This is a genomic window from Geomesophilobacter sediminis (assembly GCF_016458275.1).
Classification (GTDB): domain Bacteria; phylum Desulfobacterota; class Desulfuromonadia; order Geobacterales; family Geobacteraceae; genus Geomesophilobacter; species Geomesophilobacter sediminis.
Genome location: NZ_JAEMHM010000025.1, coordinates 1 through 25,228 on the forward strand (window position 1 = coordinate 1; position 25,228 = coordinate 25,228).

Below are 25,228 nucleotides of genomic sequence, written 5' to 3' on the forward strand. Positions count from 1 at the left end.
GCGGGATGCTCTATTTTGGGGGCGCTGCTCACCCCTATGCGAACGCCTCAGTTACCCACACATTCTGCGGAAGAACCTGATTTTTAGGTGTTCGTGATATCCGTCGTTATATTCAAAATCATATGGAATCATCTTATCTCTTCTTGGGCCAACGGCGCGGGCGGTGAGCGGGGCTTCTCCGCTCTACCGGCCTGGTTGCGTGTTCTGATTGGGCTTCCGATAAAGCCTCAGATACACTATTTCAAGGACAGCGATGACTACAGCTACACCGTAACATACTTGACCAGCGAACTTTGAAGACAACTCATAGATCGCATATCCGGCAACCACTAAAGGTATTTCCACGCATAGTATGACGACTTGAAATGGTTTGATGTTCTTTGGGTTTTGATAATCAGGTGTTTCCCCGGATTCTTCTTGGACTCGCAGTTTTTTCCATTGGACGACAAACCGCCATGCATTTACGCTCACTGAAATCAGCAATAACGACAGCAGCACCCGTCCGAAATCTGCATGTGGGAAGAAGGCGAAAAAACCGCCAAACATTGAGATGAGCAATAGAAGAAGCCCACCGCCAAGAGAGAAAACGATAAATTGTAGAATAAGTTTGAATCTGTCGGGAGTGTTCTTGTGAGTTGTCATCACTGTTTCTCATGCTTCATATCGTATTCACCCAACGCTGAGAGTACAGCGGCATGGCCGCTGCTACGCTTTGTTGGCTCTTTACTGGACTGCATCATTTGTATCGTGTCCATCTACTGTTTCTGGCTGCGAAAATAGCGATTCGTATCGTTCTAAATATTTTAAAATTTCAAACGATTTTTCGTAACCAGTTTGATTTAAGACAATCTCCATCACCTTAGCATAGTAGAAGTTGCCGACCCTTAACCAAATCGCAACCATGTCTCTGTTATCCTCGCTGTCGCTATACAAACTTCCTAGATCTTTCATCCAGATTGACGGAGGAATGGAATGCACAAATGTTGAAAGGTCTGCCAGCACTCCCATCACAAAATCAGTATTTTCTCCGCAAACCCCAGATACTCGTTCACGCCGACTCCTGTAAAATACAGATTCCCCTTTTTTGACTCGTTCTATTGCCTTTGTGTAGAGGGGAGAATTTTGAATTTTAGTCCAATAGGTTTGTTGCACGTTTTTGTAAAATTGTTGAGCCTTAGGTTTATCAATGTGATTCTGAACAGCGTAGGTTCTGTTGGCAATGTAGTACCCTAAGATGTCTCTGTGGAGACAAAACTCGTCTGGTGTTTTAGTGTTTACCATCATTTCAAGAACATCGTGTGTATCTACAATATTCCGAATCATAGTTGCTATGGATCGCTTATCAAGAAGTTCTTTACTTCCATGTTTAAACCTGACGATTCGCCAAAATGTTTTAAATACAGATAGTATTGAAAACTGTCTAACACCATCCTCAAACTGTGAGCCAGACGGAAGTAGTTTGAATAACGAGATAGTAGTTGCCTGAACGGTATTCGCAAGAACTATTGTCGGCCAATCAATAAACCTTTGTTCAGCGTAATCTTTTTCGAGCCTATAAATATATGGTTCAAACGCATTGATACCAACCGCTAACATGACAGCTTCAGATAGTAGCAATCCCATTTCGGACATATTCGTTTGTTGCTCGCATTTAATCGTAGTATTTTCGCCCAACGTTTGTAGGGTGACCGGCGAAGCGCCCGGCTCCCATCGGCTTTTATCCCGCTTTACCCGACCGCGCACAGACCGGTCCTCGCGCTTGGTTGGGAGCCTCGTTTCAAATGTTGATTATTTCTTGGAGCAGCATCCGTATCTTGAATGCGTCGTAGCGATAAGCCTTCATCTCATCTTGAGAGAAAAACATCCTAGAGGACATCCTTCTGCGTCCATAGATTTGGACTCGACATTTTCCCGCGTCTTCCTCTTCTACAAGGAATTCGATGACATCCCCATAAATGTTAAGATCTTGTCGAATCTCCGTGATTCCGAACATGCTGACGTTAGCGCGATCAGAATCAACCTGGACCGATTTTCCGCCTGCTGTAACACACAGGCGGTAGATGCCCTGTGTCACAACATTTTTCGTACCGATTGCTGGGTAGGAACCGAGAGGCTTTCGGACAGTGGTACCTAACCATGCCAGCAGAGCCCAAACTCCGGTACCTGCCACAAGAAACGCCAGGTATAAAAGAGGCGGGGGAGAGGTGAGCCAATATAGGAAGGCCAGGAAAACGATGGAGCAGACAATGGCTAATGATTTGTTCAATTGCTTCAACGATAAGTCTCCTGAAAAACTTGACAGCTCTGAAGCAATCGAAGGTGCCTACGCCTTTACCAGCCAACTACCTGTTGAACAGTCCGGGTAGGTTCCTTATATAAGTAACAAATCACCTATATAGGGAACTAGGTACCTATATAGGCCACATTCAAGTTCCTTATATAGGCACCCTGGTCCTATTTGATTTAATTAGCCTGGGGGGCCAGCATGGGACCGGGTATGATCTATTGACACCCCTATGGTCCAGCCCCCCGAGGCCTGGACCAACCCATTTTATGGGTCCAGATTCCAGCCATCTTCAAGGATTTCAAAGCTTTAATACATGTAGAGATGGTTCAATGTCAACGGGAAATCTAGGGCAAAACTGTGTCAATTCTATATGTTATGCATATGATTAACCGATGAGGGCAGAAATAATTGAGAGGAAGGTGTCAAAGGCGACTCGGTCGTTCCTCTGCTTTTGGGTGGGACGAACTTTCATACAGTCGGTTGGATTTGTCGCGGCGGGAGTGATGATCGTTGCGGGGTGATTCGATGGGAAAGATGAGTGGGGTGTGTCTGCGTTAATCAGCGGATGTTTGTTGGCTTGCAGGCTAGGTGGATGTCGCGCTTCGTGCCTCAGCGCGACCTACGAGGGTGGTCGCTTTTTCTGTGGGAGCGCCTTTCCAGGCGCGATCCGCCGCAGGCTGTAACAACGGTTGCGGTTAATCGCGCCTGGAAAGGCGCTCCCACAGGGTAAGCAACTACTTTGCTATATTCCTGAGGCTGATCGCGACAGGAATGTCGCTCCTACCCGTATTAGTACCTTCACCTCCAGGGTACCGCCTGGCGGGGACATTCGATCCCAACAAAAAAGGGGGCTTTCGCCCCCCTTTCTTTTGCTGCAACTCTCTCTACATCGGATAATGTCGCGTTTCGTTCCTCAACGCGACCTACGAGGCTCAAAGTTATTCAACTGAAGGGGGACAGGCACCGTAGGTGCCAGTCCCCTTCTCTGCTCAAGTCGGCATACGCCTCACCCGGCTATTCCGACCCACAGCGCCAAGAGCTTCGTAACTGCGCCCATATCCTTGTCACTGAGCTCGCCCATAACCGTACGAACCTTTTCTCTTGGCACAGTCATAATCTTGTCGATCTGAATCTCCGAAGACACCTGGAGGCCATTTTTCACCGTAGGCTCTATACGAAGCCGATAAAGGGGAGCATCAAGCAAATGTGAGGTCACCAGGCAGACCGTGATACTTGGATGGCTACCGAAGAAGTCGGTCTGAATTACCAGGGCAGGCCGCGGCTTGCCGTAGTCTCCCGACACAGCGACCAAGACCAAGTCGCCCCGCTTCACGGTTCATCCCCCCAGTCTGCGGCAGCGGCAAAAGCTTCCAGATCCTCAAGGTTATTCACGTCCCGCTGTGCCAGAAGGGACTGCCTTTGGCACTCCTCGGCGAACCCGGGAGCCTTCGGGTCAGGAACCCAGATCTGCACCTGTTTGAAGCCTGCCGCCCGTAGTTTTTGCCGGTAGTTATGTACCCGTTGTTTATTCGCCTGCACTTCACACCTCCTAGCTTCCGGGGAATGTTACATGTAACAGGCTATATCGTCAACGAAATGGTAGAACGAGGGGGGAAGAAAAGGGGGGAGTGGCGCGGGCATAAAGGGAAAAACCGCCGACGTATCGGGAGGGAATGTCGCGTTTCGTTCCTCAACGCGACCTACCAGGGTGGTCGCTTTTTCTGTGGGAGCGCCTTTCCAGGCGCGAATCAACCGCAACCTTTGTTGCCGCCTTCGGCGGATCGCGCCTGGAAAGGCGCTCCCACAGGGTAAGCAGCTACCTTGCTGTATCCTGAGACTGATCGCGACAGGAATGTCGCTCCTACAGCATTTGCACCTCCACCAGAAAGTGCCGTCTACTGTGGACAATCCGATTCCAAAAGGATTACGAACAAAAAAAGGGGGCTTTCGCCCCCTTTTCGTGTGTCTCAAAACTTATTCAGCTGAGAGGGGGACAGGCACCGTAGGTGCCAGTCCCCTTTTCTTTGGCCGCTATTTCTCCATGAAGGCGATGGCGCGCTCTACCCGCTTGCGGGTCTCCTCCAAGCCCAGGACGAGAATCATCTCGTAGATGCCGGGGGAGGCGGTGGTGCCGGAAAGGGCCAGACGGACCGCGGGTCCGAGCTGCCCCAGCTTGATCCCCTTCTCGGCCATCACCTCGGCAAAGACGGCCTCGATCGACTCCATGGTCCAGGAAGAGAGCCCGGCCAGTTTCTCGACCACCAGACGGAGCAGCGCAGGAGCCTCGGCGTGGAACGCCTTGGCGGCCCCCTTCTCGTCGTACTCGAAGTCCCCTTTGTAATAGAAGACGGCACCGTCGGCGAGCTCCAGCATGGTTTTGGCCCGCTCCAGCAGGGTCTTGACCACTGCCACCAGCTCGGGTCCGCCCTGGGACGGATCGACGCCGCGCTCCTTGAGAAACGGGGTGACCAGCTCGGCCAGGCGGACCGGATCGCCGGTCTTGATGTAATGCGCGTTCAGCCAGAGGAGCTTGTCGGGATTGAACACCCCGGCGGAGCGTCCCACGTTCTCGACGCTGAACTTCTGGATCAGGTCCTCCAGCGAGAAGATCTCCTCGTCGCCGAAGCTCCACCCCAGACGCACCAGGTAATTCACCATCGCCTCGGGGAGAAAGCCCATGTCGCGGTAGGCCATGACGCTCGTCGCGCCGTGGCGCTTGGAAAGGCGGGTCTTGTCGGCGCCGAGAATCATCGGGACGTGCGCGAACACGGGGACCGGGAAGCCGAGCGCCTCGTAGAGAAGGATCTGGCGCGGGGTGTTGTTGACGTGGTCGTCGCCGCGGATGACGGTGGTGATCCCCATGGTGGCGTCGTCGATGACCACGACGAAGTTGTAGGTCGGGGTCCCGTCGGTGCGCTGGATGATCAGGTCGTCGAGCTCCTGGTTTTCGAAGGAGATCGGTCCCTTGATCAGGTCGTTCCAGGTGGTCGTCCCCTCCTCGGGGGCCTTGAAACGGATCACGAACGGCTGGCCCGGCCGGTCCGGTGCGTTGCGGCAGGTGCCGTCATACTTCGGCTTTCTCCCCTCTTTCAGAGCACTTTCCCGCTTCGCTTCGAGCTCCTCGGCGGTGCAGTAGCATTTGTAGGCCTTGCCGCTGTCCAACAGCTTCTGGGCGTACTCCTTGTAAAGGGGGAAGTTGTCCGACTGGTAGAACGGCCCTTCGTCCCAATCCAGGCCGAGCCAGGTCATCCCCTGGAGGATCGCGTCGACCGACTCCTGGGTGGAACGGGCGACGTCGGTGTCCTCGATCCTGAGGATGAACTTGCCGTGCTGCTTCCGGGCGAGAAGCCAGTTGAAAAGAGCGGTACGCGCGCCGCCGACGTGGAGATAGCCGGTCGGGCTGGGCGCAAAACGCAGGCGTACTTCGGACATCAGTAACTCCTTCGATCGTGATGTTTGCCGGATGCGGATGCGAGGCGGCGGGATTTATTCGGAAGGCTCTTCTTCGTCGTCGCTTCGGGTGGGGGCCTTTTCACCGGGGAAGCGGTACCCCTCCGTGGCCCAGGTCCCGAGGTCGATCAACTTGCACCGCTCGGAGCAGAAGGGACGGTTCGGGTTCCCCTCCAGGGTAGTCTCCTTGCGGCATTGCGGACATTTTATGGTGGTCATGGCGTGGCAACCTTTTTTCGTTCGGGTAATAACCCCATCCTCACCCTGTCGGTTGCCCCCGTGCTTTCGCACCCAACCCTTGAAGGAGAGGGGACGCGGCGAGATGCTTCAGGTGCTACTATAAGCATTTCAACACGTTGCCGAAAGAACTGTCAACGAGAGTCGGGTTCCACCTCCCTCCCGTTCAAGGGGAGGGTCGGGGTGAGGATGGGGTTGGATCACTGATCAGATCATGTATTTGCGGTCGTAGAAGAGAAGCGCCCGCCGCGTGCGGCTGATGACGGTGCTCTCCCGGAGCGGCTTCGTGATGAAGTCGAAAAAGCCGCGCTCGAAGGCTTTCTCCTCATCCTGCGGGTGCATCGAATCGGCAACCAGGATCACCGGTATCCGTTTCAGTTCCGGCACCGACTGCAGCGAATCGAAGAGACCGTAGCCGTCCAGCTTGGGGAGAAAAAGATCGGTGACGATCACCTGGGGGCGCTCGATGAGGACCGTCTTGTACGCCTCCAGCCCGTCGATCGCCGCTACCACCCTAAATCCGCTCTTGCCGAGGACATCGGAGAGCATGGTACGCACCAGCCGGTCCTCTTGGGCTACCAGCACGGTCGGCGCCTCCGACTGGGTGATCTCTTTCTGCAGGTAACTTCGGCAGATCGCCTCGTAGATCTCGGTGGTGGTGGCCACAAACGGAATGATGCTGAGCCCCCGATTGACCGCCAGGTTCTTCACGATCCGGTTCTCGGCGGGGTCCGCCATCGCCAGCGCCAGCCGGTTTCCCTCCAGCTTCAGGGGGAAGATCTGGTTCTGCATCGCGACATCGGCGGAGATCAGCGCCAGCAGTTCGGGGGGGAAATTGTGCTGCGCGAAATTGTTGATCACCCGGCAGCCGTGCTGCGTGGCGAGCACCTCGGCCAGCTCCTCGCTGTTGATCAGGCCGAAATCCTCGAGAACCACCCCGATCCGCTTGTGGCGCTGCTTGGAGATCTCCACCATGCGATCCACCGTTTTCACGGTCAGGATCCCCTTTTCGACCAGGATCTCCCCCACCCTTTTTCTCTGCATCACACCACCTCGTCGGATGGACCCGGGAGAACCTGCGTCACGGGCCTATTCGGCTACGACAATAGCCCCCTGCCCTGCGTTTCCGGCAAGTCCCTTGGCCTCCTCGCGGCTGAGGTGCTTCCCGATCCGGACCCGGAACCAGAGTCCCTTTTCCGGCGTGTTCGATTCGACGACGTAGGCGGCGAGCCCCTTGCCGGAGAGCTTCTCGCGTGCCGCCTCCGCTTCCTTCTTGTCCCGGTAGGAGGCGGTCTGCACCACGTATCGGGTACCCCCCTCCTTGGCGGCACCGGCAGCCCCCGCGGCTGAAGGAGCACCCGCGGCGCCGCCAGCGGCATCGGCCGGAGCCGGGGCTGCGACGGGGACGGTCGTTACGGCGTTCGACTTCTTGTCATCCTTTTTCGGATTCATGCCGCTCCCCAACGCCGCCTTCCCGCCCTGCGGCAGGGTATGGTAGAAGGTGAGCGGCTCGGCCCCGGCGGGACCCGCCTTGGCCGAAGGCTGAGGAAGCTCGTCCTTCTTCGCCGCCGGCGCAGCCGCAGCGACCGGAGCGGCGGGCTTGCGCCCCTTGAAGATGAGCCAGCCGGTGAGAACTCCGGCACCGAAACTGGTCAAAAGGGCAATCACCGAAACGAGCGCGATGAGCCCGATCGGCTCGCGACGCGCCTTGTTCTTGGCTACGGTCCTTTTTTCGGTGTTGTTTTGAATCGGTTTTTTGTCGCGGTAATCCATTACCATCAGTGAATCCCCTGCTTGTTACATCCTTTCCGGTGCCGAGATCCCCAACAAGGTAAGCGCGTTGCTCAAGGTGATGGCAACGCAGTGCAACAGGTACAGCCGGGCAGCGGTCAAGGCCGGTTCCTCGGTGATGACCCGGCTCTTGTTGTAGAAGCTGTGGAATCCGCCCGCCAGCTCCTGGAGGTAATAGGTGATCCGGTGCGGTTCGAAGTTCACCGCGCTGGACTCCAGGACCTCGGGGTACTGGGAAAGCTTCTTGACCAGGTCCATCTCCTCGGCGTTGTCCAAAAGGGAGAGATCGACCCCGTCCAGCTTGAGCTCGAAACCCCGCTCCCGGGCGGTCTCGAAGATGCTCTTGATCCGGGCGTGGGCGTACTGGACGTAGTACACCGGGTTGTCCGCGCTTTGCCGCTTGGCAAGCTCCAGGTCGAAGTCAAGCTGGCTGTCCGAGCGGCGCATCAGGAAGAAGAAGCGCGCCGCGTCACGGCCGACTTCGTCCACGACCTCTTTCAAGGTGACGAACTCGCCGCTTCGGGTGGACATGGCAACGGGAACGCCGTCGCGCAAAAGGGCGACCAGCTGGACCAGGATGATCCCCAGATCGTCGGCGCTGCGGCCGAGCCCCTGGACGATCCCCTTGAGCCTGGGCACGTAGCCGTGGTGGTCGGCGCCCCAGACGTCGATGGCCCAGTCGAAGCCGCGGGCGAACTTGTCGCGGTGGTAGGCGATGTCGGAGGCGAAGTAGGTGGTGACGCCGTTGGAGCGGACCACGACGCGGTCCTTGTCGTCGCCGAACTGGGTGGTCTTGAACCAGAGGGCACCCTCCTGCTCGTAGATGAGCCCCTTGCCCTGCATCTCCTTCACCGCCGCGTCGACCTTCCCCTCGTCGAAGAGGGACTGCTCGGAGAACCAGTTGTCGAAGCGGACCCCGAAGTCCTGGAGGTCCTCGTCGATCCCCTTCAGGATCAGGTCCCCCCCCAGCTTGGCGAAGAACTTGACCCCCTCCTCGCGCGAAACCTTCTGGTACTTGTCCGCGTACTTGGTGACCGCGTCGCGGGCGATGTCCTTGATGTAGTCCCCCTGGTAGCAATCGGCGGGGAATTCGGTGGTCTCGCCCAAAAGCTCCAGGTAGCGGAGCAGCACCGACAACCCCAGGGTGTTCATCTGGTTGCCGGCATCGTTGATGTAGTATTCGCGGGTGACGTCGAAGCCGGCAGCCTTGAGCAGCGAGGCGACCGCGTCGCCGGTCGCGGCACCGCGCCCGTGGCCGATGTGTAAAGGGCCGGTCGGGTTCGCGCTGACGAATTCGACCATGACCTTCTTGCCGGCCCCGACGCTACTCTTGCCGTACTCGGCCCCTTGGGACACGATCCGGTTCAGGGTCTCGCGCCAGGCGGAGGGCTTCAGGAAGAAGTTGATGAACCCGGGCCCGGCGATCTCGACGGACTCGATGAGATCCGATTTCCCCTTCAGGCGCGAGACGATGATCTCCGCGATGGCGCGCGGGGCCTTGCGCTCGGCCTTGGCCATCTGCAGGGCCGCGTTGGTGGCGAAATCGCCGTGCTCGGCATGAGCCGGTTTCTCGACGGTGATGGTCGGCAGTATCCCCGAGGAAAGCGTGCCGTCGGCGAAGCAACCCTCGATTTCGTTAAGGATGCATGCGCGCAGCTGCTCCTTCATATGCTCTGTTCTCCCTTCTTGGTTTCTTGGTGCTGATCCGGTTCGCTCTTGATGGAGACGTCACGGGAAAAATCGGGGCAGCGCGCCCCCCCGTCGGTCACGCAGAACTTCTTGGCGCAGTTTTCCCGCCAGGCACAGACCACACAGTGCTGCCTTTGTGTCATGGAATTCCCTCTTGCTCACGAGTGCAAACGGGGAGCCGCGGGAAGCCGTCGGCCTCGCGCCGCACCTTCCCCGCCCCCCCGTCGTACCGGAGGACTTCGATTGGCAATGTAACGGGGTGCCCTACTTTTTGGCCGGCACCGGCGCCCCCGGCGCCGCCGGCGGCTGCGCCGCCTTGCGGTCCCCCTGGGGGAACTGGTAGATCACCTCGTTGCCCCGGACCAGGCCGAAGTCTCGGCGGGCGATGCTTTCCAGGTAGCGGCGATCGCTGCGCAGCGCCTCGATCTCCCTTTTCAGCTTGTCGTTTTCTCCCTTGAGGTCGGTCAGCTTCTTCTGCATCTCCTCCTGGTCACGACGCAGGTGGCTGATCCGCAGCAGGCCCCGCTCGCCGAAAACGGTGAAGTAGAGGATGAAGAGGATGATGATCGCGGGAAAAAAAACAAACCGCTTCTGCATGCTTACCCCATTCCGAGCACGGATCGGAAATATTCCACCGTCTGCAGGAGCCCTTCCTGGAGGGGAACCGTCGGCTCCCAGTCGAGCACGGTCCGCGCCAGGGTGATGTCCGGGCGCCGCTGCTGGGGATCGTCGGCCGGCAGCGGCTCGTACTTGATCTTCGATTTGGAACCGGTGAGCTCGATGATCCTTTCGGCGAACTCGAGGATGGTGGTCTCGGTCGGGTTGCCCAGGTTCACCGGCCCGATGAAGTTCGGCGCGTTCATCATCCGCACCATCCCCTCGATGAGGTCGGAGACGAAGCAGAAGGAGCGGGTCTGCTCCCCCTTGCCGTAGACGGTGATGTCCTCGCCTTTGAGCGCCTGCAGGATGAAGTTGGAGACCACCCGCCCGTCGTTTTTCGCCATGCGCGGCCCGTAGGTGTTGAAGATCCGGATGATGCGGATGTCGACGTTGTTCTGCCGGTGGTAGTCCATCATCAGGGTCTCGGCGACCCGTTTCCCCTCGTCGTAGCAGCTTCTCGGCCCGAGGGTGTTCACGTTGCCCCAGTAGGATTCCACCTGGGGGTGCACCTGCGGGTCCCCGTAGATTTCGGAGGTGGAGGCCTGGAGAATGCGCGCCTTGACCCTTTTGGCGAGCCCGAGCATGTTGATCGCCCCCATCACGCTGGTCTTGGTCGTCTTCACCGGGTTGTACTGGTAGTGGATCGGCGACGCGGGACAGGCCAGGTTGTAGATCCGGTCGACCTCGAGGAGGATCGGCTGGGTGATGTCGTGGCGGATCAGCTCGAAGTTGCGGCTGTCCTGCAGGTGCCGGATGTTCCGCTTGCTGCCGGTGAAAAAGTTGTCCAGGCAGACGACTTCATGCCCGTCGTTGAGCAGTCGTTCACAGAGGTGGGACCCCAAAAACCCGGCACCGCCGGTAACCAGAACGCGCATGGTCATACCTCTTACCAAAGGATTTCACACCAGGCACCGTGGTGCCGAATGCGGCCGGGCCGAAGGAAAACCGCCCGGGGAGCCTGGGCTCGCCAGGACCGGTGCAGACTACACGAGTTCGCTGCAGACCTTGCCGTTGCGGCCGATCGGCAGGTACTCGAAGCCCGCCTGCTTCATCCGGTTCGGCAGGTACAGGTTACGGCCGTCGAAGATGAGCTTTTGCACCAGGAGGTTGCCGATCCGCTCGAAGTCCGGGTTGCGGTACTCGTTCCACTCGGTGATGATCGCCAGCGCATCGGCATCTTTCAGGATGTCGTACTGGTTGGTGCTGTAGGTGATCCGGTCCCCGAAGATCTTTTTGGCTTCCTTGATCGCCTCGGGATCGTGGGCCCGCACCGCGGCCCCCATTTCCAGCAGGCGCTCGATGATGGTGACCGACGGGGCCTCGCGCATGTCGTCGGTGCGCGGCTTGAAGGAAAGCCCCCAGATGGCGATGGTCTTTCCGGCCAGAGGCTTCGCCCCGCCGTTCCCCAGGCGCGCCTGGATCTTGTCGGAGAGGACCTTCTTCTGCCGGGAGTTGGCCTCCTCGACCGCCTTCAGCAGGATGAAGTCGTAGTCGCACTCCTCGGCGGTCTTGGCCAGCGCCTTGACGTCCTTGGGGAAGCAGGAGCCGCCGTAACCGACCCCCGGGAAGAGGAAGTCGTAGCCGATGCGGGAGTCCGAGCCGATCCCCTCGCGCACCGCCATGACGTCGGCCCCCATCAGGTCGCACAAAAGCGCGATCTGGTTCATGAAGGTGATCTTGGTGGCAAGCATGGCATTGGCGGCGTACTTGGTCATCTCCGCACTGCGCACATCCATCACGATGAGGCGGTTCGACTTGCGCATGAAGGGGGAGTAGAGCTCCTTCATGATCTCCGCGGTCCGCACGTCATCGCAGCCGATCACGACCCGGTCCGGTTTCATGAAGTCGTCGATCGCCGCCCCTTCCTTGAGGAATTCCGGGTTGGAGACGACGTCGAATTCGAGCGCCGCCCCGCGGCGGTCCAGCTCCTCGGCGACGGCAACCCGAACCTTGTCCGCGGTCCCGACCGGAACGGTGGACTTGTCCACGATGATCTTGAAGCCATCCATGTGCTGCCCGATGGAACGGGCGACGGAGAGAACGTACTGCAGGTCGGCGGAACCGTCGGCCCCCGGCGGAGTACCGACCGCGATGAAGTTGACCAGGGATTCCTTGACCGCGTAGGCCAAATCGGTGGTGAAGGAGAGTCGTCCCTCCTCGCAGTTGCGCAGCACGAGCTCCTTGAGCCCCGGCTCGTAGATCGGGATGATCCCCTTTTTGAGCCCCTCGATCTTCGCCTCGTCCACATCGACACAGATTACGTTGTTCCCGCTTTCCGCAAAACAGGTACCAGCAACCAGGCCGACATACCCGGAACCGATGACACATATCTTCATGGCGCCCACCCCTTAAAAATTAGAATTAGCAGTCGTATATAGCACAAAGATGCACGGTTAGGCCAGATTTTTCCCCGCCTGAAGGGCCAGGGAAAGGGCCGCGAACTCGTCCAGGGAGAGGGTTTCCCCCCGGCGTCCCCCGTCGATGCCACAGCTGGCCAGGGCATCCTGCAGGACCGCATCGTCGACGATGGCGCTTGCGCGCAGCGCGTTGAAAAGCGTCTTGCGCCGCTGGCTGAAGGCACCCTTCACCACCTGGCGGAACACCCGCTCATCGCCCACCTCCACGCGCGGGGCGGGGAGCGGAGTGAAGGTGAGGACCGCGGAATCCACTTTCGGGATCGGCCTGAACGAGCCGGGCTTCACGATGAACTCCCGGCGGATGTCGAAGTGGAGCCGCAAAAGCACGGTGAGCGCACCGTACTCCTTCGATCCCGCCTGGGCCACCAGCCGGTCGCCGACCTCCTTCTGGAGCATGAGCACCAGCCGTTCGAAAAGCTCGACGCATTCCAGGAACCGGAAGAGGACCTGGGAGGAGATGTTGTACGGGAGGTTCGCGGCCACCTTCCAACGGCCCGGATGCCGACCGGAGAGAAGCTTGGGGAGGTCGACCCGCAAGACGTCGCCATGCTCCACCTCGACCTGGGGAGAACCGGCGAACTCCCGGTCCAGGATGGGGAGGAGATCCCGGTCCAGTTCGATGGCGAGGAGCCGCCCCGCCCGCTGGGCGAGGAGCCGGGTCAGGGCCCCCTGCCCCGGCCCGACTTCCAGGATGGCGTCGGTATCGGCGGGATCGACGCAGGAGACGATCCGCTCCAGGACGCCGTTATCCACGAGGAAGTTCTGTCCAAACGATTTCTTGGCGCGGTGCCGCTGCTGCATCATCAACGCTCCCCTTGAAGCCGTGCCGCCAGTTGGTCCAGCGGCCATACCGGAAGGGCGTCGAGGTCGAACCCGCTCGCCACTCCGTTTTCGAGATAGTAATCGCCCGGGACGGCGATCATCGCCGCGTTGTCCGAGCAAAGGGGGGGGGAGGCAAGGGACAGCTCGATGCCGCGCGCGTCGCAAAGCTGCCGCATCGACTGGCGCAAGCCGCTGTTGCAGGCGACCCCGCCCGCCACCACCAGCCGCCGGATGCCGGTCGCCTCGATGGCGGCGGCGGTCTTGTGGGTGAGGACCTCGCAGACGGCGGACTGGAAGGAGGCCGCGAGGTCGTTGATCCCGGCCCCGGCCGCCTCCGGATGGTTCCGGACGTGGGTGAGGACCGCGGTTTTCAGTCCCGAGAAACTGAAGTTGAAGGTGCCGTCATGCATGAGGGGACGGGGAAAGCGGATCGCCTGCGGGTTTCCGGATACGGCCAACCGGTCGATGGCGACGCCGGCCGGATAGGGAAGCCCGATCAGCTTGCCGACCTTGTCGAAGGCCTCCCCCGCGGCATCGTCCACGGTCTGGCCGAGGGTCCGGTACCGCCCCACCCCGTCGACCCGGTAGAGATGGGAATGCCCGCCGGACACCGCCAGGGCGATGAACGGGAACTCGACCGGCTGTTCCAAAAAGACCGCCAGGAGATGCCCCTCGATGTGGTTCACCCCGACCAGCGGCACGCCGCGGCCAAAGGAGAGCCCCTTGGCAACGGAGATGCCGACGAGGAGCGCGCCGGCCAGACCGGGCCCCTGGGTGACCGCCACCCCCTCGATGTCGTCCAGCCCGACGCCGGCCTCATCCAGGGCGGTGGTCACCACGGTGGCGACCGCCTCCAGATGCTTGCGCGAGGCGATCTCCGGGACCACCCCGCCGTACTCGGCGTGGACGCTGATCTGCGAGGAGACGATATTGGAGAGGATGGAGCGGCCATCGCGCACGACGGCGGCGGCGGTTTCATCGCATGAGGATTCGATGGCGAGAACGAGCATAGCGGTCTGCCGCGCGGCAAGGCGCAGCACTACCCTCCCGGATGGAGCCTAAAAAAACCGGCCCCTGAAAATGAGCAGGAGCCGCAGAGCGGCTCCGGGTGAAAATACTTCTGACTTCTGAAACGTCCCAACACGTCCCCTCCCCTTGAAGGGGAGGCAGCCCTCCTGGTCCCCTCCCCTTCAAGGGGAGGGACAGGGTGAGGATGGGGTTACTTCAGACCGCACCTACAGCAGGTTCGCGGCGAGCTCGGCGAGCTCGGAGCGCTCCCCCTTGGTCATCGTGACGTGGCCGGAGATCTTCTGGTCCTTCAGGCGCTCGACCACGTAGGTCAGGCCGTTACTCTCCGCGTCGACGTACGGGTTGTCGATCTGGTACGGGTCGCCGGTGAGCACGATCTTGGTCCCCTCTCCGGCGCGGGTGACGATGGTCTTGATCTCGTGCGGGGTGAGGTTCTGGGCCTCGTCCACGATCAGGTACTGGTTCGGGATCGACCGGCCGCGGATGTAGGTGAGCGGCTCGATCTCGAGAATCCCCATCGCCATCAGCTCCTTGTATCCCTTGCTGTGGCGCTTTTCGTTCTCGTGCCCGGTCAGCAAAAGCTCGACGTTGTCGAAGATCGGCTGCATCCACGGGGTGAGCTTTTCTTCGATGTCACCGGGGAGGAAGCCCAGGTCCCGCCCCATCGGGAAGACCGGACGGGAAACCAAAAGCCGGTTGTAGACGTTTTCCTCGGCGGTCTTGTGCAGACCGGCCGCGATGGCCAGCAGCGTCTTGCCGGTACCCGCCTTGCCGACCAGGGTGACGATCTTCACGTCGTCGTCGAGCAGGGCGTCGAGGGCGAAAGACTGCTCCCGGTTGCGCGGAAAGACGCTCCAGACCCCTTCCTTGCCGCTGCCGCGCAGCGGGACGACCCGGCCGGCGGTGGCGTCGAAGCGGCCGATGGCGCTGTGGGAGGGGTTGCCGATCTCGGATAACGACACGAACTGGTTCGGGTAGAGCGACTCCTCCAGGTTCAAAAATCCCTGGCCGTAGAAGCGGTCGATCATCTCGGCGCCCACGGTGAAGTTCGCGACGCCGGTGAAGAGGTCGTCGATGGCGACCTTGTCCGACTCGTAGTCCTGCGCCTCCAGGCCCAAGGCGTCCGCCTTGATCCTGAGGTTGGTGTCCTTGGTGACCAGGATGACCGGAACGGCGGGCTCGGACTCCATCAGGTCGACGGCGACCGCCAGGATGCGGTTGTCGCCGCGCTCCTCGCGAAGCTCGGGTGGAAGCCTTTTGAGAACCTGTTCCTCGTAGATCTCGATGCGGAGCAGGCCGCCGCTTTCGAGCTGAATTCCCTCGGAGAGCGACCCTTCCTTGCGCAGGGAGTCCATCAGCCGCGAAACCTGGCGTGCGTTGCGCCCGGTCTCGTTCATGTCCTTCTTGAAACGGTCGATCTCCTCGATGACGGTGATCGGAATGATGATCGAGTTGTCCTCGAACCGGTTGAGGGCCTGCGGATCGTACAGAAGGACATTGGTATCAAGAACATAAATTTTCTTCATATCCACCCCTTGCATTGTATTACATCGTTCGGTAGCCAGTTTACATTCCTCCCCGTATTGGCATGAAGTGGGGAAGTGAGCATGCGGAATCTGTTTGGTCCGTTGTTTTCGTCTTCCCCCTCCCTTTGAAGTGGGTTTACCCGATGCGGTCCCAGTCAGCAGCGCTTCTGGGACGGATCATCTGATGCTTTACTGCCAGTTCAACACATCATCTCCTGCTTTTATTATCTATCGGTAGTGACGAAGCGGGCTGCAGAAATATTTTTCCGCAGCCCTTTCTCCCTTTCCGGGAGTACGTTGGTGCTTCAGCAGATACGGGGGACTGGCTCCGCAGGTGCCTGTCCCCCTTCTCGACGGCTACAGCTCCCGCAGCGCTTTCAGAAAATGTTCGATGTCCTCCGGGGTGTTGAAGAACCCCGGGCTCACCCTGATGGTACCGGCGGGATAGGTCCCGATGGTCTTGTGCACATCGGGGGCGCATTGAAGCCCGACCCGGACCGCGATGTCGTAGCTGCGATCGAGCTGGAAGCCGATGATGGCAGGGTCCTTTCCTTCCATGGTGAACGAAATCACCCCGACCCGCTCCGGAGCGTCGGTCCCATACAGCTGCAGACCGGCAATCCCCCGCATCCCTTCCAGAAGCTGTCCCGTCAACTCGCCGCTTTTCTTCCGGATCGCCTCGATCCCGGTCTGCCGGACGAATTCCACTCCGGCCCCCAGGCCGGCAATACCCGGCGTGTTGATGGTGCCGCTTTCGTAGCGCTCCGGCATTTCGGTGGGCTGTTCCCCGCTTCCGGAATTCCCTCCGGTCCCCCCGACCACCAGCGGGTCCAGATCGACCCCGGGCGCGACGGCGAGGATCCCGGTCCCCGGCGGACCGAAAAGCCCCTTGTGTCCGGGGGCGGCCAGCAGATCGATCCCCAGTTCGGCGACATCGATGGGGAGATATCCCGCGGTCTGGGCGGCATCCACCAGGACCAGCGCACCGCAGCGCTTGGCCTCGCGCGCGATCTCGGCGACCGGCTGCACCGTACCGGTGACGTTGGAAGCGTGAGCCAGGGCGACCAGCCGGGTGGTGGGACGCAGCGCCGCCGCCACGTCGGCGGCGGAGACGACCCCGTTTCGGCCGGCAGCGACGAAGCTGACCTCGACCCCGCGACTGCGGGCCAGAAGCAGCGGGCGCAGCAGCGCGTTGTGCTCCATCGAGGTGGAAACGACGTGGTCACCCGGCTTCAAAAGTCCGCTCACGGCGAGGTTGAGGGATTCGGTCGCGCTGTGGGTAAAGACCAGACGCGAGGAATCGGCAACGCCGAAAAAAGCGGCCAACGCCCTCCTCGCATCGAAAACGAGGCGCGCTGCCGCTATGGCCTGGCTATAGCTCCCTCTCCCCGGAGCGACCCCAACCTCCCGCATCATCGAATCCATGGCCCGGTAGACGGCCTCCGGCTTCGGGAAGGAAGTTGCAGCGTTATCGAGGAAGACAGACATAACCAATAACTAGCATGTAATATGCCGCTTTGGCAACCCGTTTCGCAGGGCTCAGCGAATCAGCCGATCCGGCTCGGTCACCTCCACGCCGAGCTCGGCGAGGAGCCGCTTGGTGATCAGCTCTTCCATCGCCGCGATCGCCTCCGGGAGTGCCGGGACGTGGTCGATCTTCCCTCCGGCCATCATGCCGTGCCCCCCGGCGGTGCCGTAACCGGTGACGATGGAACGGATCAGGGCCCCGGCGTTGATCGACTCGTTCGAGGTCCGGATCGACAGCGCCATCTCCTCGTTGAAGTGCCCCATGCAAAGGACCGTCTCCACCCCTTCCAACCGGAGCAGCAGGTCGGCGAGTTCGGCAACCAGCTCCGGAATCTGCACCCGTTTCAGCATGGCAACGAGGACGTTGCCGTAGCAGTGGGCGTTTTCCAGGGCGTCGTGCAGCGCGACAAAATACTCCCGCGGCAGCGGCGGATGGGTGATCCCGTTGAGGAGCACCTTGTTGGTGGTCGGAAAGAGCGAGAGATAGGCCTCGCGGTCGGGATGGCGCGCCTCGCGCCCGAGGTCCTGGGTCTCCGACTTGATGGCGTAGAAAAGCGCCGTGGCCAGCTTGGTCCCCACCGATACCCCCTGGACCTTCAGGTATTCGTAGAGGATGGTGGCCGTGGTGCCGTATTCGGGGCGGATGTCGACCCATTTGCAGGACGCGGTTTGTTCCCGCATCGGGTGGTGGTCGATGACGATGTCGACCCGGGCCTCGGGAGGAAGCGAGTTGTTCCCGGTGCCAGGCTGGCTGTCCAAAAGGCAGATGACCTGGAAGCATTTGAGCTCGATGATGGGAAACGGGGTGAGCGGGATCTGGAGCAGCGTCGCCATGGCGAGGTTCTCGCTGCGCCCGATCATGCCGGAAAAAGCGATCACCGCCTCCCGGTTCAAGCGGACGGCGAACAGGTGGCGCAGCGCCATCGCCGAGGCGAGGGCGTCGGGGTCGGGGTTGTCGTGCACCACGATCAAGATGCGTCCCCGCCCGCTCACCCAGGTGAGCATGGCATCGGTGTACCCTTTCACGTCATCCTGTCTTTGATAAGGAACCATCAGGGAACCCTTTTTAAAAGCCGTGGGATCGTTCCCACATGGGTGTTGGCCGGCTCGAAAACTCATGAAGTGTATCCTGCCCCTATCATATGGCAAGATTTCCCGGCTTCTGCTTCCATATTAGTCGCAGCAGGAGCGCGACAGCAACGGTTCAGACCGCGCCCATAAAAAAAGGGGCTTGCGCCCCTTTTGTCATCTATGTCCGTTCAACCGGTTCAGAACTTGCCGCGGAAGATCTCGGCCATCGCCACGAAGTTCGTCTGCCCTTTCGCCTCGCGGAATTCCGGCTTGATGGTCGGCATGGAGAACTTGATGTGGCCGTTGTCGTATTCAGCGAGGGACTTGGTCGCGACAACCGCACCGTAGGCCGCGCCAACCAGGACCCCGCCCGCGCCGGCGTACTCGACGTAATCCCAGTGCTTGCCGGGCTGCTTGGTGAAAACCATCGCGGCCCCGCCAACCAGCGCACCGGTAAGCCCACCGTAGAAGGCGTCCTTGAAGACGGTTTCGAAGGTGTTTTCAGCCAGGCAGGGGGTGGCGATCAGGAGCAGGGTTACGGTAATGGCTGCGGCGCGCTTGATTCGGTTCATTGGGTAGCCCTCGGTAGTTGTTTGGTTGCCGAAACAATAGCAAAAAGAGGGCCAACAAATCAGCCAGAGAGCTAAGTCATCGTTTCTATAAGAAAAGCAGGTTAGAAGCGGGCCACAGAGGCAAATGAAGGGGTGAAACTTTCGGTTCTAATGTGGCATTCCCACATCAGTAGTCCGTTATTTGACAGCAGATGTTCGATAAATCAACACCTTGATCGGTTCCGGCCATATAACGAAGCTGTGGCGTTTTCACCACACCTACCGCAGGTAGGACTTCGCCAGCGCGATTTCCTCTTCCTTACTGAAAACCACCCCGTTCAGCTTCGCGGAGAGGACGGCGTCGAGGATCTCCCGGTAGCGCGGCCCCGGCGGTACCCCGATCCGTTGCAGGTCGGTTCCGTCAATTGACGTGCGGACGCTGTCCAACTTGGTGAAATACAGGGAGATGCAGCGCTTGAGTTCGGGGTTGCCGCTCTTCGCCATCCGGTAGAGGAGGACCTCCACGGAGAGCCCCTTGAAGAAGTAGTAGATCTCGTTGTTTTCCAACCTTCCCTGCTGGGAAAGCCGCTTTTCCATGTTCGCCATCCGTTCTTCCGCCGAACGGCGCATCTCCTTGAGCTTTTCCTGGAAGTGGACGTTCAGGGCCAGACGGGCGCAGGCCCCCTCGAAGGCTTCGGAAGAAAGGGAATCGCACAGGGCGAGGAAATAGACGACCCACCGCTCGTAGCGCCGCTCCAGGAAGAGGAGTTCAAACCAGGAGATGACGTCGCGCGCCTCCTCCATGAGATCGTGACTGGGGGGGCTCGCCTCCAGCGCCGGATGGATGAACCGCAAAAGACCGAGCGACTCCAGGCGCCAGACCGCGCTCAGCGGCTCCTTTTCCTTGAGGATCTGCACCAGCTCGGCGAGAAGCCGTCTGCCCCCCAGCTTTTCCAGAAAGTCCATCTTAACCGCGTTCTTGATCAGGTTCTCCGTGTGCCGGGCGATCCGGAAGTGGAGCCGCTGCTCGAAGCGGATGGCGCGGAAGACCCGGGTGGGATCCTCGACGAAGGAGAGGTTGTGCAGCACCCGGATGACCCCGTCGTGCAGGTCGCGATACGCCCCGAAGAAATCGATGAGGAGCCCGAAGGAGGCGGCATTGAGCTGGATGGCGAGGGTGTTCACGGTGAAGTCGCGCCGGTAGAGGTCCATCCGCAGCGAGGAGCGCTCCACGGTCGGCAGCGCCCCCGGTGACACGTAGTATTCCAGACGGGTGCTCGCCACGTCGATCTTGTGCCCGTCGGGAAAGACCAGGACCGCGGTCCCGAATTTCTCGTGGCTTTTGACGCGGCAGCCGAACTCGGCGGCGAAGGTTTCCGCGAAGAGGATCCCGTCCCCCTCGACGGTCACGTCGACGTCGCGGTTCTCCGAACCGAGCAGCAGATCGCGCACGAAGCCGCCGACCGCATAGACCGGGAGATCGAGCCGGTCCCCGACCTTGCCCAGGTTGACCAGGATCTCCCTGGCCCTCGGGGGGAGGGTCTTGTTCAGCAGCGACCCGACAATCCGGTTCTTCGCCGGCCCGGTCTCCCGCGCAAGGTCGTAGAGCGCCTCCCCGCCGTAGCTGTAGCGCAAGAGGTCGGTCCGGGTGATGACGCCGACCAGCTTCCCGTCGTCCAGGACCGGCACCAGCCGCGCATCCTGCCCCAGCATGTAGGACTGGATCTCGTTGATCGGCGTATCGGTTCGGGCGGTGAGAAACTCGGAGTGCATGTAATCGGAGACCGGCACGCCACCCAGGTTGTGGTAGAGCGCCTTCTCCACGATCTTGCGGGACATGACCCCCTTCACCTTGCCGCGGGCCACCACCGGCATCGCGCTTACGTTGTAACGGACCAAAAGTTCCCGGGCGGCAGTGATGGTGCAGTCGGGAGGGAGGGTGATCACCGGGCTCGACATGATATCCTGCGCCACCCGCCGGGGATTCACCCGCCGGCGCAGCACCGTCTCCAACTGCTCCAGGACCTGGATCAGGGTCATGCCGCGCACGGTGGCCGACGCCGCGGTGGGATGCCCGCCTCCACCCAGCTCTTCGAGGATCTCCCCCACCCTCACCTCGGGAACCCGGCTGCGCGCCACGATATAGACCCGGTCCTCCATCCCGACCACCATGAACAGGGCCTGGAGGTTTTCCATGTCCCGCATCATGTGGGCCAGGGTCGCCACGTCGCCGATGTAGCGGTCGGTGGAGGCATGCGCGATGGAGACGTCGATCCCCTTGAGGGAGGTGGTCTTGAGCGACTTCAGAAGATCGTTGAGCAGGGAGACCTGCTCCACGGTGAGCTCGTGGGAGATGGAATCGGCCACCTCGTTCAGGCGCGCGCCCCGCTCCAGGAGCCAGGCGGCGGCCCGGTAGTCGTCGACCGTGGTCGAGGGAAAGGTGAGGTTTCCGGTGTCCTCGTAGATCCCGAGCATCATGACGGTCGCCTCGGCCGGCGTTACCGAAATGTCGCGCTCCATGAGGAGGCAGGTCAGGATGGTCGTGGTGGAACCGCAGTCGCGGACGACGCCGAAGGTAAAGGGGATGTCCCCCGATGAGGCGGGATGGTGGTCGTAGATGTGGGTTTCCACCCGGCCGACCAGCTCGGCGAACTTGGCGATCCGAGCGGCGCTTTGGCAGTCGACGACGATGAGCCGGGTCACCTGGGCGAGGTCGACGTCCTTGATGCGGGTGAATTCGGGGAGGGGGGATCCGCTCTTCTGAAAGAAGTCGCGGACCCCCTTTTCCTGGGAACCGGAGAAGACGAGCAGCGCGTCGGGGTAGAGCTTTCGGGCGGCCACCATCGAGCCGACACAGTCGAAGTCGGCGCTGACGTGGGTGGTGATGACGTCCATCAGCAGACCGCCACCGCGGCGTAACCGACCACCCGGTCGTAATCGCCGTTGACCTCGCCGCTGGAGGCGTAGCTGATCACTTGAGCGGAGGTGGCGCCCAGCGCCTTGGCCGCGACCAGCATGACCGTGGCCGGCACCACGCCGCACATGGTGATGTTGCGTGCCCGGCAGGTCTTGAGCAGCGCTTCCGGGTCGAGCCGCTCGATCTCCTGCAGTGCCAGGTGGTCCTTTTCCTTGGCGGCAGCCGCGGATTCATAGTGGGTCATGTCGGAGCTCGCCACGATGAGAACCGGGTCGCCGTATTCGGTGATGGCGGCGGCCAGGGCGTTACCGAGGGCGCTGCAGGACCGGAAATCGGAAAAGCCGAGGCAGATGGCGGCGATGGTGACGTGGGGGTTTTCGTGCTGGAGGAAGGGGACCTGGACTTCGAGGGAGTGCTCGAAGCGGTGTGCCGTCGGGTCTTCGGTAACGAACGGGGCGTGCTTCAGGATGAGCTCGGAGAGCCGCTGGTCGATCGCGACGCGGCCGTTGGGAAGAAGCCATTCCCCGGCGGGATAGAGTGCCGCAGGGGCGCCGACCCCGTGGTGGTTGGGGCCCAAGACCAGCACGGTATTGGGGATCTCGACCTTCCCGAAAACCCGTCCCGCAACGGCTCCCGAATAAACGTACCCTGCGTGAGGAGAGATGATGCCCAGCGCGCGACGCCGCTCGCCCGAGACGATGAACCGGTCGAGTTCCCTCCTGAGCTGCGCGGGATCGTCCGTGTAGAACTGCCCTGCCACTGCCGGATGACGTAGCATAACTCCTCCTTTCCGATGGATCGTTGCCGATTCAGCAGTCCACGAACCTCCCTCTCCCTTTGGGAGAGGGCATCGGGCACCATCTCCCGGGGCTCATCAGCAAGGTCAGTGACTTTGAGTCAGCCTCATTGTCAATTGTCCATTGTCAATTGTCAATTGACTCTGACTCTGCGGCGTCCGGTTCGAGGGGGAGCTGGGGCTGATCGGCAAACGGGTCGGGCGGAACCAGTTCTTCGATCTCTTTGAGAGTGGGGAGCGCGGAGATGTCCTTTAAGTCGAACAGTTCCAGAAACTCCCGGCTGGTGCCGTAGATGAGTGGTTTGCCCGGCACATCCTTCTTCCCGAGGATCTTCAAAAGCCTCTTCTCCAGAAGCGATTTCAGCACCCCGCCCGAATCGACCCCGCGCAGATATTCGACCTCGGAGCGGGTCACCGGCTGACGATAGGCGACGATGGCCAGGGTCTCCAGGGCGGACTGGCTGAACTTCACCCCTTTCCCCTTGGTGAGGCGTCGTATGTAGTCGGCATTCTCGGGTCGGCTGCGCAGCTGGTAGCCTCCCGCCACCTGGACCAGGACGATACCGCCGTCCGCCTCCTGGTACTTGGCGACGAGCTGGTTCAGCGCCTCACGGATGTCGGAGCGCTCGAACTCCTCGAGCAGCCCGGCCAGCCGGTCCAGGGTGAGCGGCTGGTCGTACACGAACAAAAGGCTCTCCACGATGTTTTTCAGCGATTTACCCGACAACGGCACCCTCCAAAGCTAACTCCTCGTCATCCCCCGGCCCCTCACCCTCGCCGTTGGCGACGAGCCAGATGGCGCCGAGATCCTGCACCTGGGTGATCTTGATCAGCTTGAGCCGGCAAAGCTCCAGGACGGAAAGGAAGGTAACGATCAAAAGCGGCCGGGTCGCGGTCTCGACGAAGAGCTTTTCGAAGGCGATGCTTCCCGTCACCCGGACCAGGTCCAGGACCTGGGAAATCCGCTCCGCGATGCTGATGCCGTCGGCCTCGACCTCGTGGAAAAGCGCGACCGGCGCCCGCTTCAGCACCCGCTGGAACGCCTCGACCAGCTCGAAGAGCTCCACGTCGATCTGCTCCTGTTCCGGCTCCTGTTCGGCCCGGTCCGGGGCCAGGAACTTGCGGGCAAAGACGTCGCGCCCCATGAGGTCGCGGGACACCAACGTGGTCGCTGCCTCACGATAGCGCTGGTATTCCAGCAGCCGGCGCACCAGTTCGGCGCGCGGGTCCTCGACCTCGGCCGCCTCTTCGTCGTCCGGATCGGGGGGGAGGAGCATGCGCGACTTGATCTGCAAAAGGGTCGCCGCCATGACCAGGAACTCCCCGGCGACGTCGAGGTTGAGTTCCTTCATCAGCTCGACGTACTCGAGGTACTGGGCGGTGATGGCCGCAATCGGAATGTTGTAGATGTCCACCTCGTTCTTCTTGATGAGGTGCAGCAACAGATCCAGCGGGCCTTCGAACGCCTCGAGATTGACGAGATAGGCGGGTTCGAGCGGATCGGAGAAAAGCGTGCTCTGCGGGTTTTGCTCTACCAAAGGGGAAACCTCTTACAGGTAATGCTGCGGCAATGAAAAACGTCGGCCCAAGGCGAACCCCGTCACATCATCAGGATCCGGGTGACGTCGAAAACGAGCTTGGCCTGGGGGCCGGCGACGAAACCAACGCCGTACACCAAAAGCGGCGAGATCACGTAACTGAAGACATCGGTGAAGAACACCAGCAGAATGATCAGGATCATCCCCACCGGCTCGACCCGCGCCAGGGCATACGACATCCGGTAGGGGAGTATCCCGACCGCCACCCTCCCCCCATCCAAAGGAGGAACCGGGATCAGGTTGAAGATGGCGAGAAGGAGGTTGATGTACACCGAGAAGGCCAGCATCAGGGTGATGGGGTTCAGGATCTCCACCAGGAGCGAGCCGTCCGGAACGGTGAGTTGCGCCATGAGACGAAGGGCGAAGGCGGAAACGGTGGCCAGGACGAAGTTGGTGATCGGACCCGCGGCGGCGACCCAGATCATGTCCCGTTTCGGGTTGCGCAGGTTGTTGAAGTTCACCGGGACCGGCTTGGCCCAGCCGATGTGCACGATGAAGATCATCAGGGTCCCGACGATGTCGAGGTGCTTGAGGGGATTGAGGGTGAGCCGTCCCAGGTTACGGGCCGTGTTGTCCCCGAACTTGTCCGCGACAAAGCCGTGTGAGACCTCATGGCAGGTGATCGCCAGCAACCCGGGGACCAGCATCACCGAGACCTTGAAAAAGAACGGCTGCAGGAAGGAAAAGTTCTGTAATAAGGAATCCATGGGGCCCCTGTAAACGGTCGATTGAAGCGGTTTTTTCTAACAGATTGGAAAGGTAAAGTCAAATCAGTGGACAGGAACCGTAGTCAGAGAAAAGAGTCAGTCACACCGTGATCGGTAATCGGCTCGCGAGGCTGGTGACCTTCCGCGTCGCCG

General features: G+C 60.5%; 25 protein-coding genes. All 25 read right to left on the bottom strand.

Going from position 1 to position 25,228, the window contains the following annotated elements; translation table 11 throughout:
- Positions 1–183: 183 nt before the first annotated feature.
- The 25 genes from JFN93_RS22605 to JFN93_RS22725 all read right to left on the bottom strand — a co-directional run bounded on the left by JFN93_RS22605 (position 184) and on the right by JFN93_RS22725 (position 25,045).
- Positions 184–642 (bottom strand): hypothetical protein, encoded by a 459-nt coding sequence (locus tag JFN93_RS22605; protein ID WP_199386656.1) that lies wholly within the window; start codon positions 640–642, stop codon positions 184–186.
- An 81-nt stretch (positions 643–723) separates the two neighbouring features.
- Complete coding sequence (locus JFN93_RS22610; RefSeq protein WP_328754560.1) at positions 724–1,743, bottom strand: hypothetical protein; 1,020 nt, start codon at positions 1,741–1,743, stop codon at positions 724–726.
- A 34-nt stretch (positions 1,744–1,777) separates the two neighbouring features.
- Positions 1,778–2,275, bottom strand: a complete 498-nt coding sequence (locus JFN93_RS22615; protein WP_199386657.1) for a hypothetical protein — start codon at positions 2,273–2,275, stop codon at positions 1,778–1,780.
- A 1,018-nt stretch (positions 2,276–3,293) separates the two neighbouring features.
- Positions 3,294–3,620: a type II toxin-antitoxin system PemK/MazF family toxin gene (locus tag JFN93_RS22620; RefSeq protein WP_199386658.1), complete on the bottom strand. Its 327-nt coding sequence runs from the start codon at positions 3,618–3,620 to the stop codon at positions 3,294–3,296.
- Complete coding sequence (locus JFN93_RS25660; protein ID WP_199386659.1) at positions 3,617–3,826, bottom strand: antitoxin MazE family protein; 210 nt, start codon at positions 3,824–3,826, stop codon at positions 3,617–3,619. The genes JFN93_RS22620 and JFN93_RS25660 overlap by 4 nt, the downstream gene beginning before the upstream one ends.
- Positions 3,827–4,318: 492 nt before the next feature.
- Positions 4,319–5,719, bottom strand: coding sequence for a glutamate--tRNA ligase (gltX, locus tag JFN93_RS22630; protein WP_199386660.1), 1,401 nt, complete (start codon positions 5,717–5,719; stop codon positions 4,319–4,321).
- Between the two features lie 54 nt (positions 5,720–5,773).
- Complete coding sequence (locus JFN93_RS22635) at positions 5,774–5,956, bottom strand: DNA gyrase inhibitor YacG (protein ID WP_199386661.1); 183 nt, start codon at positions 5,954–5,956, stop codon at positions 5,774–5,776.
- 225 nt (positions 5,957–6,181) lie between these two features.
- Positions 6,182–7,018 carry a response regulator gene (locus JFN93_RS22640; protein WP_215907844.1) on the bottom strand — a complete coding sequence of 279 codons (837 nt, stop codon included), beginning with the start codon at positions 7,016–7,018 and terminating at the stop codon, positions 6,182–6,184.
- A 45-nt stretch (positions 7,019–7,063) separates the two neighbouring features.
- Positions 7,064–7,753, bottom strand: coding sequence for an SPOR domain-containing protein (locus tag JFN93_RS22645; protein ID WP_199386663.1), 690 nt, complete (start codon positions 7,751–7,753; stop codon positions 7,064–7,066).
- Positions 7,754–7,771: 18 nt separating this feature from the next.
- Positions 7,772–9,433, bottom strand: coding sequence for an arginine--tRNA ligase (gene argS, locus JFN93_RS22650; protein ID WP_199386664.1), 1,662 nt, complete (start codon positions 9,431–9,433; stop codon positions 7,772–7,774).
- Positions 9,430–9,597: a hypothetical protein gene (locus JFN93_RS22655; RefSeq protein WP_199386665.1), complete on the bottom strand. Its 168-nt coding sequence runs from the start codon at positions 9,595–9,597 to the stop codon at positions 9,430–9,432. Before JFN93_RS22655 ends, argS begins: the two co-directional genes overlap by 4 nt.
- 121 nt (positions 9,598–9,718) lie before the next feature.
- Positions 9,719–10,051: an FtsB family cell division protein gene (locus JFN93_RS22660; protein WP_199386666.1), complete on the bottom strand. Its 333-nt coding sequence runs from the start codon at positions 10,049–10,051 to the stop codon at positions 9,719–9,721.
- 2 nt (positions 10,052–10,053) lie between these two features.
- On the bottom strand, positions 10,054–10,989 hold the full coding sequence (locus JFN93_RS22665) for a UDP-glucuronic acid decarboxylase family protein (protein ID WP_199386667.1): 936 nt from the start codon (positions 10,987–10,989) through the stop codon (positions 10,054–10,056).
- A gap of 108 nt (positions 10,990–11,097) precedes the next feature.
- A complete protein-coding gene (locus JFN93_RS22670; RefSeq protein WP_199386668.1) occupies positions 11,098–12,450 on the bottom strand; it encodes a UDP-glucose dehydrogenase family protein in 1,353 nt (450 codons plus the stop codon).
- A 57-nt stretch (positions 12,451–12,507) separates the two neighbouring features.
- Entirely contained in the window at positions 12,508–13,335 is an 828-nt protein-coding gene (rsmA, locus tag JFN93_RS22675; RefSeq protein WP_199386669.1) for a 16S rRNA (adenine(1518)-N(6)/adenine(1519)-N(6))-dimethyltransferase RsmA, read from the bottom strand.
- Positions 13,335–14,363, bottom strand: coding sequence for a tRNA (adenosine(37)-N6)-threonylcarbamoyltransferase complex transferase subunit TsaD (gene tsaD / locus JFN93_RS22680; protein WP_199386722.1), 1,029 nt, complete (start codon positions 14,361–14,363; stop codon positions 13,335–13,337). Before tsaD ends, rsmA begins: the two co-directional genes overlap by 1 nt.
- A 225-nt stretch (positions 14,364–14,588) precedes the next feature.
- On the bottom strand, positions 14,589–15,908 hold the full coding sequence (locus JFN93_RS22685) for a PhoH family protein (RefSeq protein ID WP_199386670.1): 1,320 nt from the start codon (positions 15,906–15,908) through the stop codon (positions 14,589–14,591).
- A 357-nt stretch (positions 15,909–16,265) separates the two neighbouring features.
- The gene (locus JFN93_RS22690; protein ID WP_199386671.1) at positions 16,266–17,396 is read right to left on the bottom strand and encodes an aminotransferase class V-fold PLP-dependent enzyme; all 1,131 of its coding nucleotides are present in this window, start codon (positions 17,394–17,396) and stop codon (positions 16,266–16,268) included.
- Positions 17,397–17,447: 51 nt separating this feature from the next.
- The gene (locus JFN93_RS22695; protein ID WP_199386672.1) at positions 17,448–18,488 is read right to left on the bottom strand and encodes a DHH family phosphoesterase; all 1,041 of its coding nucleotides are present in this window, start codon (positions 18,486–18,488) and stop codon (positions 17,448–17,450) included.
- Between the two features lie 215 nt (positions 18,489–18,703).
- The gene (locus JFN93_RS22700) at positions 18,704–19,078 is read right to left on the bottom strand and encodes a hypothetical protein (RefSeq protein WP_199386673.1); all 375 of its coding nucleotides are present in this window, start codon (positions 19,076–19,078) and stop codon (positions 18,704–18,706) included.
- 258 nt (positions 19,079–19,336) lie between these two features.
- A complete protein-coding gene (locus JFN93_RS22705) occupies positions 19,337–21,952 on the bottom strand; it encodes a CBS domain-containing protein (RefSeq protein ID WP_199386674.1) in 2,616 nt (871 codons plus the stop codon).
- Positions 21,952–22,752 (bottom strand): AmmeMemoRadiSam system protein B, encoded by an 801-nt coding sequence (gene amrB / locus JFN93_RS22710; RefSeq protein WP_199386675.1) that lies wholly within the window; start codon positions 22,750–22,752, stop codon positions 21,952–21,954. Before amrB ends, JFN93_RS22705 begins: the two co-directional genes overlap by 1 nt.
- A gap of 145 nt (positions 22,753–22,897) precedes the next feature.
- A complete protein-coding gene (gene scpB / locus JFN93_RS22715) occupies positions 22,898–23,497 on the bottom strand; it encodes an SMC-Scp complex subunit ScpB (RefSeq protein ID WP_199386676.1) in 600 nt (199 codons plus the stop codon).
- Positions 23,487–24,308 carry a segregation and condensation protein A gene (locus JFN93_RS22720; RefSeq protein ID WP_199386677.1) on the bottom strand — a complete coding sequence of 274 codons (822 nt, stop codon included), beginning with the start codon at positions 24,306–24,308 and terminating at the stop codon, positions 23,487–23,489. The genes scpB and JFN93_RS22720 overlap by 11 nt, the downstream gene beginning before the upstream one ends.
- A 62-nt stretch (positions 24,309–24,370) precedes the next feature.
- Complete coding sequence (locus tag JFN93_RS22725) at positions 24,371–25,045, bottom strand: site-2 protease family protein (RefSeq protein ID WP_199386723.1); 675 nt, start codon at positions 25,043–25,045, stop codon at positions 24,371–24,373.
- Positions 25,046–25,228 lie beyond the last annotated feature (183 nt).